At 70.7% G+C, this 16,779-nt stretch carries 17 protein-coding genes; 14 read left to right on the plus strand and 3 right to left on the minus strand.

Annotated elements, in window-relative coordinates; all coding sequences use genetic code 11:
* The first annotated feature begins 101 nt into the window (after positions 1-101).
* The 7 genes from AB0I59_RS16120 to AB0I59_RS16150 all read left to right on the plus strand — a co-directional run bounded on the left by AB0I59_RS16120 (position 102) and on the right by AB0I59_RS16150 (position 5,998).
* Positions 102-707 carry a sigma-70 family RNA polymerase sigma factor gene (locus tag AB0I59_RS16120; RefSeq protein ID WP_061255268.1) on the plus strand — a complete coding sequence of 202 codons (606 nt, stop codon included), beginning with the start codon at positions 102-104 and terminating at the stop codon, positions 705-707.
* Positions 704-970 (plus strand): mycothiol system anti-sigma-R factor, encoded by a 267-nt coding sequence (gene rsrA, locus AB0I59_RS16125; RefSeq protein ID WP_061255193.1) that lies wholly within the window; start codon positions 704-706, stop codon positions 968-970. The genes AB0I59_RS16120 and rsrA overlap by 4 nt, the downstream gene beginning before the upstream one ends.
* Positions 971-1,002: 32 nt before the next feature.
* Positions 1,003-1,917 (plus strand): NAD-dependent epimerase/dehydratase family protein, encoded by a 915-nt coding sequence (locus AB0I59_RS16130; protein ID WP_061255192.1) that lies wholly within the window; start codon positions 1,003-1,005, stop codon positions 1,915-1,917.
* A gap of 548 nt (positions 1,918-2,465) precedes the next feature.
* Positions 2,466-3,815: an HD-GYP domain-containing protein gene (locus AB0I59_RS16135; RefSeq protein WP_061255191.1), complete on the plus strand. Its 1,350-nt coding sequence runs from the start codon at positions 2,466-2,468 to the stop codon at positions 3,813-3,815.
* Positions 3,816-3,827: 12 nt separating this feature from the next.
* Positions 3,828-5,093 carry an HD-GYP domain-containing protein gene (locus AB0I59_RS16140; RefSeq protein ID WP_061255190.1) on the plus strand — a complete coding sequence of 422 codons (1,266 nt, stop codon included), beginning with the start codon at positions 3,828-3,830 and terminating at the stop codon, positions 5,091-5,093.
* 172 nt (positions 5,094-5,265) lie between these two features.
* A complete protein-coding gene (locus AB0I59_RS16145; RefSeq protein WP_358133447.1) occupies positions 5,266-5,691 on the plus strand; it encodes a biotin carboxylase N-terminal domain-containing protein in 426 nt (141 codons plus the stop codon).
* Between the two features lie 94 nt (positions 5,692-5,785).
* Entirely contained in the window at positions 5,786-5,998 is a 213-nt protein-coding gene (locus tag AB0I59_RS16150; protein WP_228645549.1) for a biotin/lipoyl-binding carrier protein, read from the plus strand.
* Between the two features lie 69 nt (positions 5,999-6,067).
* Here the strand turns inward: AB0I59_RS16150 and AB0I59_RS16155 are convergent, their stop codons facing one another.
* Complete coding sequence (locus AB0I59_RS16155) at positions 6,068-6,445, minus strand: thioesterase family protein (RefSeq protein ID WP_061255188.1); 378 nt, start codon at positions 6,443-6,445, stop codon at positions 6,068-6,070.
* A gap of 108 nt (positions 6,446-6,553) precedes the next feature.
* On the opposite strand from AB0I59_RS16155, the gene bsaP reads away from it, so the two are divergent.
* Complete coding sequence (gene bsaP / locus AB0I59_RS42225) at positions 6,554-6,661, plus strand: biotin synthase auxiliary protein BsaP (RefSeq protein ID WP_494410551.1); 108 nt, start codon at positions 6,554-6,556, stop codon at positions 6,659-6,661.
* Between the two features lie 104 nt (positions 6,662-6,765).
* Positions 6,766-8,532: a serine/threonine protein kinase gene (locus AB0I59_RS16160; protein WP_358133452.1), complete on the plus strand. Its 1,767-nt coding sequence runs from the start codon at positions 6,766-6,768 to the stop codon at positions 8,530-8,532.
* 49 nt (positions 8,533-8,581) lie between these two features.
* Here the strand turns inward: AB0I59_RS16160 and AB0I59_RS16165 are convergent, their stop codons facing one another.
* On the minus strand, positions 8,582-10,231 hold the full coding sequence (locus AB0I59_RS16165) for an acetolactate synthase (RefSeq protein ID WP_061255186.1): 1,650 nt from the start codon (positions 10,229-10,231) through the stop codon (positions 8,582-8,584).
* Positions 10,232-10,326: 95 nt separating this feature from the next.
* Between AB0I59_RS16165 and AB0I59_RS16170 the strand changes: the two genes are divergently transcribed.
* Positions 10,327-10,977 carry a sensor domain-containing protein gene (locus AB0I59_RS16170; RefSeq protein ID WP_061255185.1) on the plus strand — a complete coding sequence of 217 codons (651 nt, stop codon included), beginning with the start codon at positions 10,327-10,329 and terminating at the stop codon, positions 10,975-10,977.
* A gap of 34 nt (positions 10,978-11,011) precedes the next feature.
* Here AB0I59_RS16170 and AB0I59_RS16175 read toward each other — a convergent pair whose 3' ends face one another.
* Entirely contained in the window at positions 11,012-11,725 is a 714-nt protein-coding gene (locus tag AB0I59_RS16175; protein WP_358133456.1) for a TetR/AcrR family transcriptional regulator, read from the minus strand.
* A 287-nt stretch (positions 11,726-12,012) separates the two neighbouring features.
* Between AB0I59_RS16175 and AB0I59_RS16180 the strand changes: the two genes are divergently transcribed.
* The 4 genes from AB0I59_RS16180 to AB0I59_RS16195 are packed head-to-tail and all read left to right on the plus strand — an operon-like array spanning position 12,013 to position 16,695.
* Positions 12,013-14,388 carry a xanthine dehydrogenase family protein molybdopterin-binding subunit gene (locus tag AB0I59_RS16180; protein ID WP_358133459.1) on the plus strand — a complete coding sequence of 792 codons (2,376 nt, stop codon included), beginning with the start codon at positions 12,013-12,015 and terminating at the stop codon, positions 14,386-14,388.
* Between the two features lie 40 nt (positions 14,389-14,428).
* Positions 14,429-15,223 carry an N-acyl homoserine lactonase family protein gene (locus AB0I59_RS16185; protein ID WP_061255182.1) on the plus strand — a complete coding sequence of 265 codons (795 nt, stop codon included), beginning with the start codon at positions 14,429-14,431 and terminating at the stop codon, positions 15,221-15,223.
* Positions 15,224-15,230: 7 nt separating this feature from the next.
* Complete coding sequence (locus AB0I59_RS16190; RefSeq protein ID WP_358133462.1) at positions 15,231-16,193, plus strand: FAD binding domain-containing protein; 963 nt, start codon at positions 15,231-15,233, stop codon at positions 16,191-16,193.
* The gene (locus tag AB0I59_RS16195) at positions 16,183-16,695 is read left to right on the plus strand and encodes a (2Fe-2S)-binding protein (protein WP_358133465.1); all 513 of its coding nucleotides are present in this window, start codon (positions 16,183-16,185) and stop codon (positions 16,693-16,695) included. The genes AB0I59_RS16190 and AB0I59_RS16195 overlap by 11 nt, the downstream gene beginning before the upstream one ends.
* Positions 16,696-16,779: the final 84 nt, after the last annotated feature.

Below are 16,779 nucleotides of genomic sequence, written 5' to 3' on the forward strand. Positions count from 1 at the left end.
TGTTGCAGTTGGGCATGAACGCGTTGCTCGTGCCCGACGCCCAGGAGAAAGACGCCGCTACCCTGCCGGTATTCTCGGCTACGTACGGCGTCCTAGAGGGGGTGGGTCCGGTCTCCAAGACAGTGGAGGAGACTCTGGAGCAGCGCAGCGAGCGGTTCGAGCGCGACGTCATGCCGTATCTCGACCAGCTGTACTCCGCCGCGCTCCGGATGACCCGTAACCCCGCAGACGCCGAAGATCTCCTGCAGGAGACCTTCGCGAAGGCCTTCGCGTCGTTCCACCAGTTCCAGGAGGGGACGAACCTCAAGGCCTGGCTCTACCGCATCCTCACCAACACCTTCATCAACAGCTATCGCAAGAAGCAGCGGGAGCCCAAGCAGGCCGGCACCGAGGAGATCGAGGACTGGCAGCTCGCCCGCGCGGAGTCGCACACCTCCACCGGGCTGAAGTCGGCCGAGGTCGAGGCCCTTGAGCACCTGCCCGACAGCGATGTCAAGGACGCGCTGGCCGCGCTCCCCGAAGATTTCCGCATCGCGGTGTACCTTGCCGACGTCGAGGGCTTCCCGTACAAGGAGATCGCCGACATCATGGGGACCCCTATCGGGACCGTGATGTCGCGACTGCATCGCGGCCGGAGACAACTGCGAACGCAGCTCGAGGACTACGCGCGCGCTCGCGGCCTGGTGCGGGACGAGGAGGGGCGATGAGCTGCGGCGACCACCACGACACCGACTGTGGCGAGGTTCTGGACCGGGTCTACAGCTACCTCGACGGCGAGCTCGACGACGTCAGGCGCGCCGACATACGTCAGCATCTGGACGAGTGCGGCCCCTGCCTGGAGGAGTACGGCCTGGAGAAGGTCGTCAAGCAACTCGTCGCCAAGCACTGCGGTTGCGATCCCGTCCCGGACGACCTGCGCACCAAGATCCTCGCGCGCATCGCGCAGGTGCGGTCCGAGCTCGGCGATTAGGATCACCCCGTACACCTGACGAAGGGGCGGGCATGCGCGTAATGGTCACCGGCGGGGCGGGTTTCATCGGCTCGAACCTCGTGGACCGCCTGTTGGCCGACGGGCACGAGGTCGCCGTCGTGGACGACATGTCGTCCGGCGGCAACCGCAATCCGGACGCCGACCTGCATGCGATCGACGTGCGGGACCCCGCGCTCGCCACGGCGGCCGAGGCGTGGCGTCCCGAGGTGATCTGCCATCTGGCGGCGCAGATCAGCGTCCGCAAGAGCGTCGCCGACCCGACGCACGACGCGCGGGTGAACGTCGAGGGCACCGTCAACGTCCTGGAGGCCGCCCACCGCGCGGGATCGCGCAAGGTCGTCTTCGCCTCCTCCGTCGCGGTGTACGGCAGGCCGGCCGTCATCCCCGTGCCCGGCGACGCCCCCACCGACCCGCGCTCGCCGTACGCCGCCTCGAAGCTGAGCGGCGAGGTGTACCTGTCGGCCTACAGCGCGCTCCACGGGCTGGAGTACACCACGCTGGTGCTGTCCAACGTCTTCGGCCCGCGCCAGTCACCGGAGGGCGAGGCGGGGGTCGTCGCCATCTTCACCGACGCCCTGCTGGCGGGGCGACCCACGGTCCTGTACGGCGACGGCTCCCAGACGCGGGACTACATCTTCGTCGAGGACGTCGTGGACGGCTTCGCCCGCGCCTGCGGCACCGACGGCCACGGGCGCAGGTTCAACCTCGGCACGGGCGTGCAGACGACCGACCGCGAGCTGCACACGCTGATCGCCGCGGCGGCCGGCGCCCCCGACGAGCCCGGCCTCGCCCCGGCCCGCCTCGGCGACCTGCCCGCCATGGCCGTCGATCCCGAGCCGGCCCGCGAGGGCCTCGGCTGGCGCCCGCGGACCGACCTCGCCACCGGTCTCAAGGCCACCGTCGCCTGGGCCGCCGCACGCTCCTGATCCGCCGCCGCACACCGCCCGACATCGCACACTGATCCACGCCGTCGCACACTGCTCCCGAGACCGCTTCGATCGCCGCGCCGGGCGTCCATCAGGGTGTCGCCTCTGGTGTCGCCTGAGAGCGCTCCGCCGTACGGGTCGGCCCGTGGCCTGTGGGACCTCTGGGTTTACGGGGATGGACGCCGGGCACGTAACCGAGTTCCGGGCCAGTGGTGGGGTGACGGTCGGTGAACGGTCGCTGTTCTCGCGTTGTGGGGATGACGTGGGAAGCAGCCGCTCGCGGACGCGCCGAATCGCCGGACGAAGTAGGGCAAATGAGCGCAGCGTGATTGCTTGATTACGGTTTGGCTGCGGTTCGCCGAGCTCTCTGACCGGGCACCTTGGCTTCTGTAGCCTGTGGGCGAATTCGATGTGGAGGCAGCGATGTTCAACAGGATGGCCACCAAGATGCTGGCGGCGTTGTTACTGCTCGCCCCTGTGGTGGTGTTCGTGGCCGAGACCGGCGTGACCTCCGGGATCTCCTGGACCTGAGGGCGCGAGGTGGCCGCATGCGGGAACTGCCGTGGCGGGCAAAGGTCTACTTCGTCGTACTGATCGGAGCCGCCGCCGCACTGGTGGTCGACAGCGCCGTCTCTCCGGGGTGGTTCGACCAGGCCGAGCTTCCGACGCTCGTCGTGCTCGCGTTGCTGTTCCTGGTGTGCGAGTCCGTACCGACGGTGCTCAACGTGCCGCAGGCGGCGATCTCGGTGAGCTTCTCCGCCGCGCTGGCCGCCGTGGTGCTGGTCGGCCCCGAGGGAGCCGCGCTGGTCGGGCTCATGGCCGTGGTGAGTGTGCGGCCGGGCCTGCCGGTCGTGAAGCGGCTGTTCAACGGCGCCCAGTTCGTGATCTGCGGATACGCCGCGGGAGTGGCGTTCCAGCACGCCGGCGGCATCGTGGGCCTGCCTCGCGAGGACGACTTCCCCGGCGTGATCATCCCGTACGGCGCGGCCACCGGGGCCTTCGTCCTGATCAACTTCGGCCTGACCGCGGTCATCCTCCTGCTGGCCGAGGGGGTGGGCAGGGACCAGGTGGCGCTCCGGGGCACGGTCCAGATCCTGGTGTCCTATCTCGGCTACGCGACCTTCGGGCTGCTGATCGCCGGGTTGTGGGCGACGGTCCAGTCGATCTCGGCGGTGCTGGTGCTGATCCCGCTGTTCGTGGCGCGCTGGGCCTTCGGGCACTATCACGCCCAGCAGCGCTCCTATGACGCGACGATCGCCGCGCTGTGCCAGGCGGTGGAGACGAAGGACTACTACACGCGGGGGCACTGCACCCGCGTGTCCCGGGCGTCCTCCATGATCGCCGAGGAGATCGGCATGGGCACCGAGCGGCTGCGGGCGATCAGATACGCCGGGATGCTGCACGACGTCGGCAAGCTGGGCGTGCCCACGAAGGTCCTGCAGAAGGACGGCAAGCTGACCGAGGAGGAGTACGCGGCGATCCAGCTGCACCCGATGCGCGGCCTGGAGATCGTGCGCGGCATCGACTTCCTCGACGAGGCGTTCGCCGGGATCATGCACCACCACGAGCGGCATGACGGCAAGGGCTACCCCATGGGCCTCGCGGGTGACGAGATCCCGGAGTTCGCCAAGATCATCGCGGTGGCGGACGCGTTCGACTCGATGACGTCCGACCGGGCCTACCGCAAGGCGAAGTCGATCGAGGAGGCCGTGACCGAGCTACGCAAGAGCGCGGGCGCGCAGTTCGACCCCGTCATGGTGAGCACGTTCATCAAGGCCCTCGACCGCCACGGCTGGGAGCCGCCGCGCGCGGTGCCCGCGCCGCCCGGCGCCGTGGTGACCACCGCGAAGGATCACGACGACCCGACCATGCCCATCCAGGTCATCTCAGAACGCTGAGGGCGAGGACTCATGACCGCCGCCAGGGCGATGCGCGGGCTCGACTCGGGCCAGTTACTCCTCATTTGCGCCGCCGGGATGCTCACCGTGGCGGGGATCTCCCACACGGCGGCGAACGGGCTGGTCGACTCGCAGGTCGCGATCGGATTCGGCGCGCTGATCGCGGTGGGGGAGCTGGCCAGGCTCACCATGCCGGGCAACCGCGAGGTGGCGCCCATCTCCACGGCGGCGGCGATCGGGTACGCGCTTCTGCTCGACGTGGGCGGCCAACCCGCCAGGCAGACGGCGCTGCAGGTCGTCGCCGTCATGTCGGTGGGCATGATCGCGGGAGCGCTGCCGCATCTCGCCGTGGGCCGCCCGCCTCGGCTTGACGCGATCGCCAGGAGGCTGCTGGCCGGCTCGCTGCTGGCCTTCGCCTACCGGCCGCTGACCGCACCCCTCTACTCGATCGCCATCGACGGCAACTGGTGGCCGGCGTTGGGCGTGATGGCGGCCCTCATCGTGCTGATGCTGACGGCCGACGTGGTGATCGCGGCGATGCTCAGGGCCGAGCAGGTCAGGACCGCCTTCGGCGTCGCCGTACGCGATGAACTGCGGATGGGCGCGCCGCTGGGCGCGGCGGTGGCCGCGTCAGGAACGCTGCTCGCGCTCGCCGCGCACAGCATGAACATGACCGCCCTGCTGGTGTTCGCCGCGCCGTTGCTCGTGACGCAGGTGGCGTTCCGCAAGTACGCCGGCATCCGGGCGACCTACCTGCAGACGGTGCGGGCGCTGAGCCGGGTGACCGAGGTCGGGGGATACGTGGAGCCCGGCCACTCCCGCCGGGTCAGCACGTTGTCGGTCGCCGTCGGTAGGGAGCTCGGCATGTCGGAGCCCCAGTTGCTGGAGCTGGAGTACGCCGCCCTCATGCACGACATCGGGCAGCTCTCCCTGAGTGACCCGATCCCGGGCGGCGCCACCGTGCTCACCGATCCGTCGCAGGCGAAGCGGATCGCCGAGCTCGGGGCCGAGGTGATCAGGAAGACCGGCGTCCTGCACGGGGTCGCCGAGATCGTCCGCCGCCAGTGCGACACCGTCGACCATGCGCCGCCGACGGCCAGCCGGGTCATCAAGGCCGCCAACGCGTACGACGACCTGGTGGGGGGATCCGCCGACCGGGACCGGGCGGCGGCGGCGCTGGAGCGGCTCAGGCTCGGCATCGGCACCGAGTACGATCCCGCCGTGATCGAGGCGATGGCGCGGGTGGTCGACCGGCTCACCGTGGTGAACCGCTTGTAACAGAGGTCGGCATCGGCCCACGGTGAACCACTTGTAGGAGAGGTCGCACCGGCTCGCCGTGAACGCGGTGCGATGGAGAGCTGCTTTTGTGCCGACCCTACAGATTCGCGGGTCGCCTTCAGTTGGAATCAAGCGCAGGGGATCACTGGGGGACCCCCGTAGGGTTGGCTGCGTGTTCGAGTCAGTCCTTGTCGCCAACCGCGGCGAGATCGCCCGGCGGATCATCCGCACGGTGAGGCGCATGGGGCTGCGGGCGGCCGCGGTCTACTCGGACGCTGACGCGGACCTGCCGTTCGCGCGCGCGGTCGTCGAGGCAGGTCTCGTCTGGATCGGCCCGGCTCCCGAGGCGATCGTCCGGATGGGCGGCAAGATCAACGAACCTGATGGAGAACGCGGGCGTCCCGGGCGTTTCGGTCGCCACGGGCACCCGCGCGCCGGTGACCGACCTGGCGGACGCCGTACGCGACGCTGCGGAGATCGGCCGGCTGCCGCGTTCCCGTCGAGGAGCCGAAGGACAACCTGCCCTTCTGCGCCGAGCTGTTGGACCACCCGGAGCTCGCGAGCGGGGACTACGACACCGGGCTGGTGCCCCGCATGAGGTCATGACGCCGGCCTGATGGTGCTGGAAGCCGGTCCCGGCATGGATCCGCCGGGGTCGGTGAGTGGATCGCCGAATGAAGAGGAGTGTTGTGGTGGCGGAAGTACGCGCTGAGATGGTGGCGAACGTCTGGAAGATCGTCGTCGCCGAGGGTGACACCGTTGACGAGGGCGACACGCTCGTCATCCTGGAGTCGATGAAGATGGAGATCCCGGTCCTCGCCGAGGACGCGGGCGTCGTGGCGCAGCTCAAGGTCGCCGAGGGCGACGTCATCCAGGGGGGCGACCTGATCGCCGTCATCGACTAGGTGAGCGTCTGGCGGATGCCGACCGTGCGCAGGGGCGTGGCTCGTCGGACTCGACTGGGCCCCTCCGGGTCAGAGCGCGCCGAGGAACCGTTCCCGGTCGACGACGACCCGCTCGATCCTCCCGGCGGCGACCAGCTTTCCGGTCTTGTCGACGGCGGTGATGGCGAAGACGAGTCGCCTGCCGTCCACGTCGGTCAGCTCGGCGGAGATCTCCACATGCATGCCGACGGCGCTGGGCGCGCGGTGCTCCAACTCGACCCGCGTACCCACCGAGGTCTGGCCCGGCTCCAGGTAGCGCTGGACCGCCTTGACCGTCGCGCCTTCGGCGAACGATAGCAGTCTGGGCGTGCCCAGAACGGGCACGTCTCCACTGCCCACCCTGATCGCGGTGTCCTCTCGCTCCACCATGATGAGGACGTTGGCGCGCAGGCCAGGAGCTAGCGTCATGCATTCCAGCCTAGTAGTCCTACGCTAGGAGGCCGTGAACGTGTTCTGCGACCACTGTGGTGGGCCGTCCGGTGAGGATGATCAGCGGCGTGCGTCGTCGCCCGCACTCTGGAGCAGCCGCGCTACTGTGCGCAGTGCCGCAGGCGCATGGTGGTCCAGGTGAACCCGCAGGGGTGGTTCGCCCGTTGTTCCGAGCATGGGATCACTCGCGCGTAGGCTCATGCTCAGCATGCAGGCTTCCGTGATCCGGTCGTGACTTTCCCGAGATACGAATCTGCTTTGTTGGACAACTCCGGGGAACATGAGGGGGTATTGGGCACATGGTGGCCCAGGGGATGACGCTGGCGGGGCGCTACCGCTTGGACGCCCGGCTCGGCGCCGGTGGCATGGGCGAGGTCTGGCGCGGTGAGGACATGGTTCTCGCGCGGACCGTCGCCGTCAAGGTGCTGCTCCCCGGCAGGCTCGACGACCCCGGATTCGCCGTCCGCTTCCAGGGCGAGGCCCGCGCGATGGCGACCGTCAACCACCCCGGTGTGGTCGACGTCTACGACTACGGCGTGACGGATGTTCCCGGAGACGGGCCGACGGCGTACCTCGTGATGAAGTTCGTGGACGGTGAGCCGCTCGACCGGTTGCTGACGCGGCTGGGCCGGATCGGCCCCGAGCCCGCGATGGAGCTCATCGCGCAGGCCGCCGCCGCGCTCCAGGCCGTGCACGAGCGCGGCATCGTCCACCGGGACGTCAAGCCGGGCAACCTCCTGGTCCGTCAGGACGGCACGCTCGTGCTCACCGACTTCGGCATCGCGCGGGCCGACGCAGCGAGCCGCCTGACCGACGCGGGCATGGTCCTCGGCACCGCCGCGTACTGCGCGCCCGAGCAGGCCGAGGGCGCGCCCGTCACACCCGCCGTGGACGTCTACGCCCTCGGCGTGGTGGCGTACGAATGCCTCGCCGGCAGGCGGCCCTTCGACGGCGAGTCCCCGGTGGCCATCGCGCTTCAGCACATCCGGGACGAGCCGCCGCCGCTGCCTCCGGACGTGCCGCCGCCTGTGCGCATGGTGGTGGAGCGGGCACTGCTCAAGGATCCCGCCCGGCGCTGGCCGGACGCCGCCACGATGAGCGAGGCGGCCCGCAGGTCCGTGCACCCCTCGATGCGACCCATCCATCCGCAGCTCCAGCAGCCGGCCGATCCCGGTACGGCTCTCTCGGGGCCCGACCTCGGCGGGCCGGCCGCGGCCGGATACCCTCCAGCCACCGGCGGATACCCCCAGGCCACCGGCGGATACCCCCAGGCCACCGGAGGATACTCCCAGGCCACCGGCGGGTACGGCCCCCCCACCGGGGGATACGCCCCGGACGCGGGGGGATACGCCTCGTCCGACTACCCGACCCAGGCGGACCGCGCGTACGGCGCCGAGGCGTGGGAGGAGAGTCCGGCGGTTCCTGCGACGGGTACGGCGGCGACCTCGCCCGGGCCGAGGAGCTCACGTCGCAGGAAGAGCCGCAAAGCGCCGATCGCCGCGGGGGCGGCCGGTCTCGCCGTCTTCGCCGGGCTCGCGGCGCTCGGCATCAACGCCCTCGCCGCGTCCGGCACCGACCAGCCCGGCACGTCCACGACCTCGCCGCTGGACGTGAACACCGCGACGCCGACGTCCAGTCCGTCGACGAGCAAGACGAGGCGTAGGACCCCGACGCCGACCCCCGTCCTGACGCCGCCCCCGGTCGTCAACAGGCCGACGCGGACCCCGTCGCCGTCGCCGTCACCGTCGGCGTCGCCGAGCCCTTCTCCCAGCCCGAGCGAGAGCGAGGAGCCCATGGAGAAGGTGCCCTCGGTAATGGGCCTGACCGAGGAGAAGGCGATCGCCAAGCTGAAGGCCCTCGGGTTCAACGCCAAGGTGAATGTCGCCGGAGGCGCGGGGGCGTGCACGAAGGTCACCGCCCAGGATCCGAAGGGCGGCGAGTCGGCCCGCGAGGGCGCCACGATCAAGATCTTCGTGACGAAGATCGCCTGCGCGTCGCCCAGTCCCAGCGCGACGCCCAGCGTGTCGCCCTCGGCCATCCCCGACCCCGGCGCCTCCCCTAACTAGTGCCCCCGGCGATTTCCGCTCCTTCCGGGCAAGCCTCGCCGGTCGGGGACTAGATTCCGGTGGTGTTGCGGGGGTAGGCGACCGCCGGGTCGGTGGCGATGTTCACCAGGTACGGCACGCCCGAGTCGAAGGCCCGCCGGAGCGCGGGGCCGATCTCGGACGGCGACGTCACCAGCTCTCCACCGCCGCCGAGTGCCGTCACGACCTGGTCGTACCGGCACTGGGGCTGGAGGTCGGCGGCCACGTCGTAGCCGTACAGCAGTTGCATGGGGTGCTTCTCCAGGCCCCACATGCCGTTGTTGCCGCAGATCATGACGACCGGCAGCCGATGCCTGACCAGCGTGTCCACGTCCATCAGGGAGAACCCGGCGGCGCCGTCGCCGAGGAGCAGCACGACCTGGGAGGAGGGCCGGGCGAGCCGTGCGGCGATCGAGTAGCCGAGCCCGGTGCCGAGGCAGCCGTACGGGCCGGGGTCGAGCCAGTTGCCCGGGTTGCGCGGTTCGACGTACTTGCCGGCGTAGGACACGAAGTCGCCGCCGTCACCGATGACCACGGCGTCGTCCGCGAGGATCCGGCCCAGCTCGCCGTAGACGCGCATCGGGTGGATGGGGTCGGCGTCGGAGGCGAGCAACTCGGCGTCACCGGCGATCGCGGCGGAGGCCGTCTCGGCCAGGGTGGACACCCACGGCGCGTACGCCTTCGGATCGACCCCGGCGGTCGCGCAGGCGGCGGCGAGGCCCCAGAAGGTGAGGGACAGGTCGCCCGCGGCGGAGCCGGCCAGGCCGACGTGCGTGGCGAGCTGGGAGGCGGCGTCGGCGATGTGCACGACCTTGGCCAGGGGAGCCCCGTCCTTGCCGCCGAACCATCCGTAGCCGAGCCGGAAGTCCAGCGGCGTGCCGACCACGATGACGAGGTCGGCCTGGCCGAAGGCGAGCCCCCTGGCCCGGGTGACGAGCAGGTCGTGCCCGGAGGGGAGGATGCCCCGGCCCTGGCCGTTGGGGATGACCGGCAGGCGGTACTCCTCGGCGAAGTCGCGCGCGGCCTCTTCGGCGCGGTCCATCCACACGTCGGAGCCGAGGACCAGGACCGGCCGTTCGGCCGCGGCGATCAGCTTCGCGATGTCGGCGAGTGAGTCGGTGTCCGGTTCGAGCGGCGACGGCGCGAGCGTCTCGGTGGTCCGCTCGGGCGACGGCGCGAACAGGTGGTCCATGTAGAAGTCGATGAAGACCGGGCCGCGGTGGGGCGCGAGAGCCGTACGGTAGGCCATCTCGACGTCCTGGCCGATCGTGTCGGCACCGGAGCCGGTGAAGGCGAGCTTGGTGATGGATTCGAACAGCGGCGGGTGGTCCATCTCCTGCAGGGCGCCCGAGCCCCAGCGGGACTGCGGCGCCCTGCCTCCCATCACGACGACGGGGGAGCCGTTGTAGTGCGCCGTCGCGACGCCGGAGACGCCGTTGGTGATGCCGGGACCGGCGGTCAGCACCGCCAGGCCGGGCTTTCGGGTGAGCCGCGCGGTCGCCTCGGCGGCGAAGACGGCACTCTGCTCGTGCCGCACGTCGAGGATGCGCATGTTCTCGTGCACCGCGCCGTCGTACAGGGGGAAGACGTGTCCTCCGGACAGCGTGAACATGGTCTCGACGCCGTATGCCTGGGAAACGGCGACCGCGATGTCGCCCGCGTGCTTCGCTGCTGACTCCATGCCGGGAAACCTACCAGCCAGTCACATAGGGGGATAGATGAGTCGCCACTGCCCGCCAGACGACGGATCTACACCTGAATGACATCATCCTGGACGTGAAGACGATGATGGGCGCGGTCGCCGCCCTGGCCGTCCTGGCGGCGATCCCGGTCCCCGCGTACGCGGCGACGACGGAGGCCACGACGGCGACGAAGGCCACGAAGATCCCCAAGAACTTCCTGATCCACGAGAAGGAAGCACGCGCGAACCTCAACGCCGAGTTCCCCTGGTTCGTGAGCGAGGCCACCGCGGAGCCGCTGGACCTCAACCCCTGCGGTACGGAGAAGGGCGTCGGCCGGACCGGCCGCTCCGCCGCCCGCACCCTGACCCACGCGGAACCGGACGGCTCCGTCGTCGAGCAACTCGTCGTCTACGGCAGCGAGGCACGGGCCAAGCAGGCGTTCGCCGCCGTACGGAAGGCTGTGAAGGACTGCCGGGTCCACCCGGCGGGCGGCGGCCTGTCGGAGGTCTACACGGCCACCCCGCTGAAGCTCGGCGCCGAGGCGCTCAAGGTGAGCTATCAGAACTACAAGGGTTCGAGTGCCAAGGCGGGCGGCGGCCGGGCCGTCATCGTACGGCGCGGCCGGGCCGTAGCGGTCTACCGCGCGTACGCGTCGTTCTTCACGAAGGCGGACGTCTACCCCCGCAACCTCGTGGACGCGAAGAAGATGACGGTGAAGCTCTGCGCCTACGACTCGTCCTGCTGACCTGTCCCGCCGAGCACGGGGTGACGCTCCGCTGTCACCCCGTGCCGCCGGGCCCGGCCAGGACCCGGAGCAGGACGTCGACCACATGGTCGGCGCGTTTCTCCACGAAGCCGGTGCTCCAGGCGCGGTAGCCCATGCCGGCGAGCATGGTCGCGTCGTGTTCCATCGGGAAGAAGCAGAGCGCCACGACGCTGATGAGCAGCTGGTCGGGGTCGACTCCGGGGCCCGGCTGTGACGGCAGGGCCGCGATGAACCGGCGCAGACCGCGTTCGTACGCCGCGGAATGGCGCGGGGTGGTCGCGCGGCCGGCCCGCCCCATCTCCAGGGCGTCGCGCGACATCAGCCGTACGAAGGCGGGGTGGTCGAGCAGGAACCGCAGGTATCCGCCGACCAGGATGTCCAGGCCGCGGCGCAGCCCGTCCTCTCCTTCGTCGAGGGCGGCGATCGCCGCTTCGACGAGCCGCTCCAGTGTGTGGTCGCGGTGGTCGAACAGCCTCTCGACGACGGCGGCGTAGAGGGTCGCCTTGTCCTTGAAGAAGTACGCGGGAAGTGTCCCGGAGACGCCCGCGGCCTTGCCGATGGCGACGAGGCTGGCCCCGTCGTAGCCCTCCCTGGCGAAGATCCGCTCGGCCGCGTCGAGGATCGCCTGCCGGGAGCGGCCGGGGTCGCGCCGGCGGCCCGCGGAGTCGTGCTCCGCGGCGGGCTCGTCCGTACGGCCGTCGGCCGATCTGCGGTTCGGGCTGGGCACGCGGTGGTTCCCCCTGTGGTCGCTGTCGCCTGGGCTGATGGCGAGACCCCGTCACCGTAGTACAGGCCGAGGGTTCGGACCATATTTCCAATCTACTAGATAGGTAATGTATGGTTTTCCTGTCTGTCCGAACAGTAACTGATCGGCGATCGCGTTGGGCATGCGCGGGGACGTCCTGGACGCCCCTTCGGTAGCTGCGGATATGCCCGCCTTTCGCTCGTGAACGCGTACTGATCATTGCTGTGCGGGATCGCAGGAAATCGCTCGTTGTCGTGTGGGGAGGGTGCATGGGCTCGCGGCCGCCTCGGGTCACGTCCTTCGGGAGCGCGCTGGGCGCCAGGCTGACCCGGAGGGAGGACCCCCGGCTCCTCGTCGGAGCGGGGCGCTATCTCGCCGACGTCACGGTGCCCGGGGTGACGCACGCCTGCTTCGTGCGGTCCCCACACGCGCACGCCGCGATCGTCGCCGTGGACTCCGCCGCCGCGCGGGCCCTGCCGGGCGTGCGCGCGGTCCTGACGGCGGACGATCTGCCGCATCGGCCGCTGCTCGACGCCGTCGCGGTGCCGGATCTGCGCAAGACGCCGCAGCCCGCGTTGGCGGCCGGCCGCGCGCGCTTCGCGGGCGAGGCGGTGGCCGTCGTCCTGGCCGAGAGCCGGGCCGTCGCCGAGGACGCCGCCGATCTGGTCCGGGTCGTCTACGAGCCGCTGCCGGTCCTCACCGACCCCGAGGCCGCGCGCACCGAGCGGACGACGCGGCTGTGCGACGACCTCCCCACCAACGTGGTGTACGAGGGAGGCCGTGAACACGGCGACGTCGACGCCGCCTTCGCGAGAGCGGCGCACGTGCTGAGCGGCCGGTTCACCACCGGGCGCTTCGTCGCGGCGCCGATGGAGGGGCGCGGCTGCCTGGCGAGCTACGACCGGGCCGACGACCGCCTCGCCGTGCACAGCTCGACCCAGTCGCCCCATCTGTTGCGCCGCAAGCTTGCCGCCTGCCTGGACATGCCGGAAGGGCGGATCCGGGTCCTCGTCCCCGACGTCGGCGGCGGTTTCGGGCAGAAGATCCCGGCCTCCCCCGAGGAGGTGGCGGTGGCGCTGGCCGCGCGCGCCACCGGCCTGCCGGTGAAGTGGGTGGAGGACCGCAGGGAGAACATCACCGCGGCGCCGCACTCCAAGGACCAGATCATCGACATGGAGCTCGCGGTCGCCGCCGACGGCACCTTCGAGGCGATCCGGGCGCGGATTCTCGGTGACTCGGGGGCGTACTCCTACAACAGCGCGAGCACACTGATCGAGTCCTACCTCTCCGCGGGGTTGCTCCCCGGGCCGTACCGGATCCGCGACGTGGCGTGGCAGGTGACCGCGGTCCTGACCAACAAGACCCCGATCTCGGCCTACCGGGGTGTGGGGTGGACGGCCAGTCATTCGGCGCGGGAGGTCCTCATCGACCGCGCCGCGCGGCTGCTCGGCCGCGATCCGGTGGACCTGCGGCGGCAGAACCTCGTACGGGAGTTCCCGCACACCTCGCCCACCGGAATGGTCTACGACAGCGGCAGCTTCGTGGAGTCCCTCGACACGGCCGCGGAGCTGATCGACTATTCGGGGCTGCGGGAGCGGCAGCGGGTCGCCCGCGAGACCGGCCGCTACATCGGCATCGGTGTCAGCCCGTACGTCGAGCCGAGCGGCTGGGGCACCGAGGGGGCGGCCCAGTCATCGTGGTCGTTCTCGTCCCACGACAGCGTCCGGATCACGATGGAACCCTCGGCCGAGGTCACCGTGGCGGTCGGCACCCCTTCGCAGGGGCAGGGGCACGCCACGTCGCTGGCCCAGGTCGTGGCCGAGGTGCTCGGCGTCGATCCCGCCGAGGTCACCGTGCTGGCGAACGACACCGCGGCCGTTCCGATGAGCACGGCGGGGACGCGGGCCAGCCGGACGGCCGCAGTGACCGGGGGCGCGCTGGCCCTGGCCGCCCAGGACCTGCGTGACAAGCTCGCCGCCATCGCCGCGGGGCTGCTCGAACGCGATCCCGGCGAGTTGGTCTTCGCGGACGGGCACGTCCACGTCCGTGGCGACTCCGGCCCGGCCCTCCCACTTGGCGCGCTCGCCCAGCGGGCGTACTTCGACCCGGCGGTGCGGGAGGTCATGCCCGAGCCGGACCTGGTGGTGACGCGCTTCTACGATCCCCCGGCCACGTACTCGAACGGGTGCGTGATGGTCGCCGTCGAGGTGGATCCGTGGACCGGCGGGGTGACCGTGATCGACGCCGCCGCGGTCGAGGACTGCGGAACCATGATCAATCCGCTCATCGTCGAGGGGCAGGTGCTGGGCGCGTTCGCGCAAGGGGTCGGGGGCGCGCTCTACGAGCACATCCCCTTCGACGCCGACGGACTTCCGCTGGCCACGTCCTTCGCCGACTATCTGCTGCCGACGGCCGCCGAGATCCCGCCCGTACGGCTCGGGCACCACTGTTCGCCGTCGCCGCTGACGGTGAACGGAGTCAAGGGCATGGGCGAGTCGGGGGTCATCTCCACCCCCGCGGCCGTGGCGAACGCGGTCGCCGACGCGCTCGTCCCCTTCGGGGCGGAAGTGGACCGCACCCCGCTGACGCCCGAGTACGTGGCCGGGCTGATCGGAGACCCGGATCGCCCGCAGTCGTCCTCCTGAGATCCCGTACTTCTACATAAGACCTGGGAAGGAAGCAGTCTTGTTCACCATCGAACCGATGGTCGTCGCCTACGGGCCGCACCGCGAGAAGAGCCGGTTCACCTACATGCACAACGCCGGTGTCGCCATCGACATCCCGTACGTGTCGTGGTTGATCCGGGGCAAGGACCTCAACGTGCTGGTCGACGTCGGGTGCAGCGCCGCCGACTACGGCGAGCACATCAGGCCGAAGGACCGCGAGCTCGTCCACGTGGGCCAGGTGTTCGCCGACGTGGTCGACGTCAAGCCGATCACCGGGCATCTCGCCGACCGGGGCCTGTCACCGCGCGACATCGACGTGGTGGTGCTGTCGCACCTGGACTGGGACCACTGCATGACGGTGGAGCCGTTCAGCGAGAGCGCGTTCTACGTGCAGCGCAAGGAGTGGGAGACCACCCCGTCGCACGAGATGTTCGCCACCTCCTTCGCCCCCAAGGAGCACTACGACAAGATCGCGGGAATGGACCTGCGGCTCCTGGACGGGTCGCACCAGATCGCCGACGGTCTCGACCTGGTGCTCTCGCCGGGGCACACGTTCGGTGGGCAGTCCGCGATCGTCACGACCAGCGAGGGCGCGTTCGTCATCGCCGGCATGTGCGTGCTGAAGGAGAACTTCTACCCCTCCGAGGAGGAGAGCGAGCACTTCAAGGTCATCCCGCCGGGCGGGCACACCGACCTCTTCGAGGCGTATGACACGATGCTCCGGCTCAAGGAGATCGGCGGCGACAACGTGCTGCCGCTGCACATGACCGAAGCCTGGGACATCACCCGCATCGGCTCCCCGATCGGAGCCTGAACCGATCATGAAACCCGCCCCGTTCGACTACGTCCGCCCTCGCCGGCTGGACGAGGCGCTGGACCACCTGGCTGACCACGGCGCGGACGCGCGGGTGCTGGCCGGCGGGCAGAGCCTCGTCCCGCTGCTCAACCTGCGGACCGTACGGCCGAAGGTGCTGGTCGACGTCAACGGGGTCGCGGAACTCGACTATGTGCGCGTCACCGCCGACGCCGTGGAGGTGGGCGCGCTGACGCGGCAGCGCCGCCTGGAGCTGGACCCCGAGGTGGCCGCGCGTCTCCCGCTGCTCGCCGACGCGCTGCCGTTGATCGGGCGGATCGCGACGCGCAACCGTGGGACGGTCGGCGGGAGCCTGGCCCACGCCGACCCCGCCGCCGAGCTGCCCTCGGTCGCGGTGGCCTGCGGCGCCGAGCTGAGCATCGCGTCCGCGAACGGGAGCCGCGTCGTCGACGCCGAACGGTTCTTCGTCGCGGCGTACCGCACCGTCCTCGCCCCCGGCGAACTGGTCACCGGCGTCCGGTTCCCCGTGCCGTCCTCCCGCACCGGCCAGGCCTGGGTGGAGTACGGCCGCCGGTACGCCGACCGGCCCGTGGCGGGTGTGGCGTGCGCCCTGACGTTGTCGGCGGCCCCCGTGGTCGAGGGTCCCGTGGTCGAGGGTCCCGTCGCAGACGGTGCGGTGGTCGAGGACGCCGTGCTGGTCTGCGCGGGGGTGGGCGATCGCCCCTTGCGGCCGCCGGCCGTGGAGCGGCTGATCGGTGCCCGGCCGTCGGCGGCGGCCTTCTCCGAGGTGGCACGCGCGGCCGCCGAGTGGAGCACGGCCGACGGATACCGGCGGCGGCTGGTGCACGGGCTGGCGCTGCGCGCCCTGGACCGGGCACTGCGGCGGGCCGCGGGAGAGGCGGCGGCAAGGTCAGTGGAAAGGTCAGTGGAAAGGTCAGTGGAAAGGCAGGATGACCGTGATGTCGCCTGATCGGCGAGAGGTGAGTCTCCGGGTCAACGGCGCCGACCGCCGCGTGACGGTGGAACCGAGACAGTCCCTCGCCGACACGCTGCGGGAGGACCTCTCCCTGACCGGTACGCATGTGGCCTGCGAACAGGGGGCGTGCGGCGCGTGCACCGTCCTCGTCGACGGAGCCTCGGTGCGTTCCTGCCTGATGTTCGCCGTACAGGCGGAGGGGTGCGAGGTGACGACCGTGGAGGGGCTCGCATCCGACCCGGAGGAACTGCATCCGCTCCAGCGCGCCTTCACCGAGAATCACGCCCTGCAGTGCGGATTCTGCACGCCGGGGTTCCTGCTGGCCGCGTACGAGCTGCTCGCCGCGCGGCGCGGCCCGGACGAGCGCGAGATCCGTACGGCGCTGGCCGGCAACCTGTGCCGATGTACGGGCTACCAGGGCATCGTCGCCGCCGTCCGGCAGGCCGACGAGCAGTGGGAACGCGACACCCCCGGCCCGTCCTCAGGCGAGCGGTGACTCGTCGCCGTCTCCGCCCGCTCCTTCTCCCCGTTTCCCTCACGCTTTCCCGCGATGCCGAGGCGTCGCGAATCCCCTCAGGAG

The organism is Microtetraspora glauca (assembly GCF_040656155.1).
GTDB classification, from domain to species: Bacteria; Actinomycetota; Actinomycetes; order Streptosporangiales; family Streptosporangiaceae; genus Microtetraspora; species Microtetraspora glauca.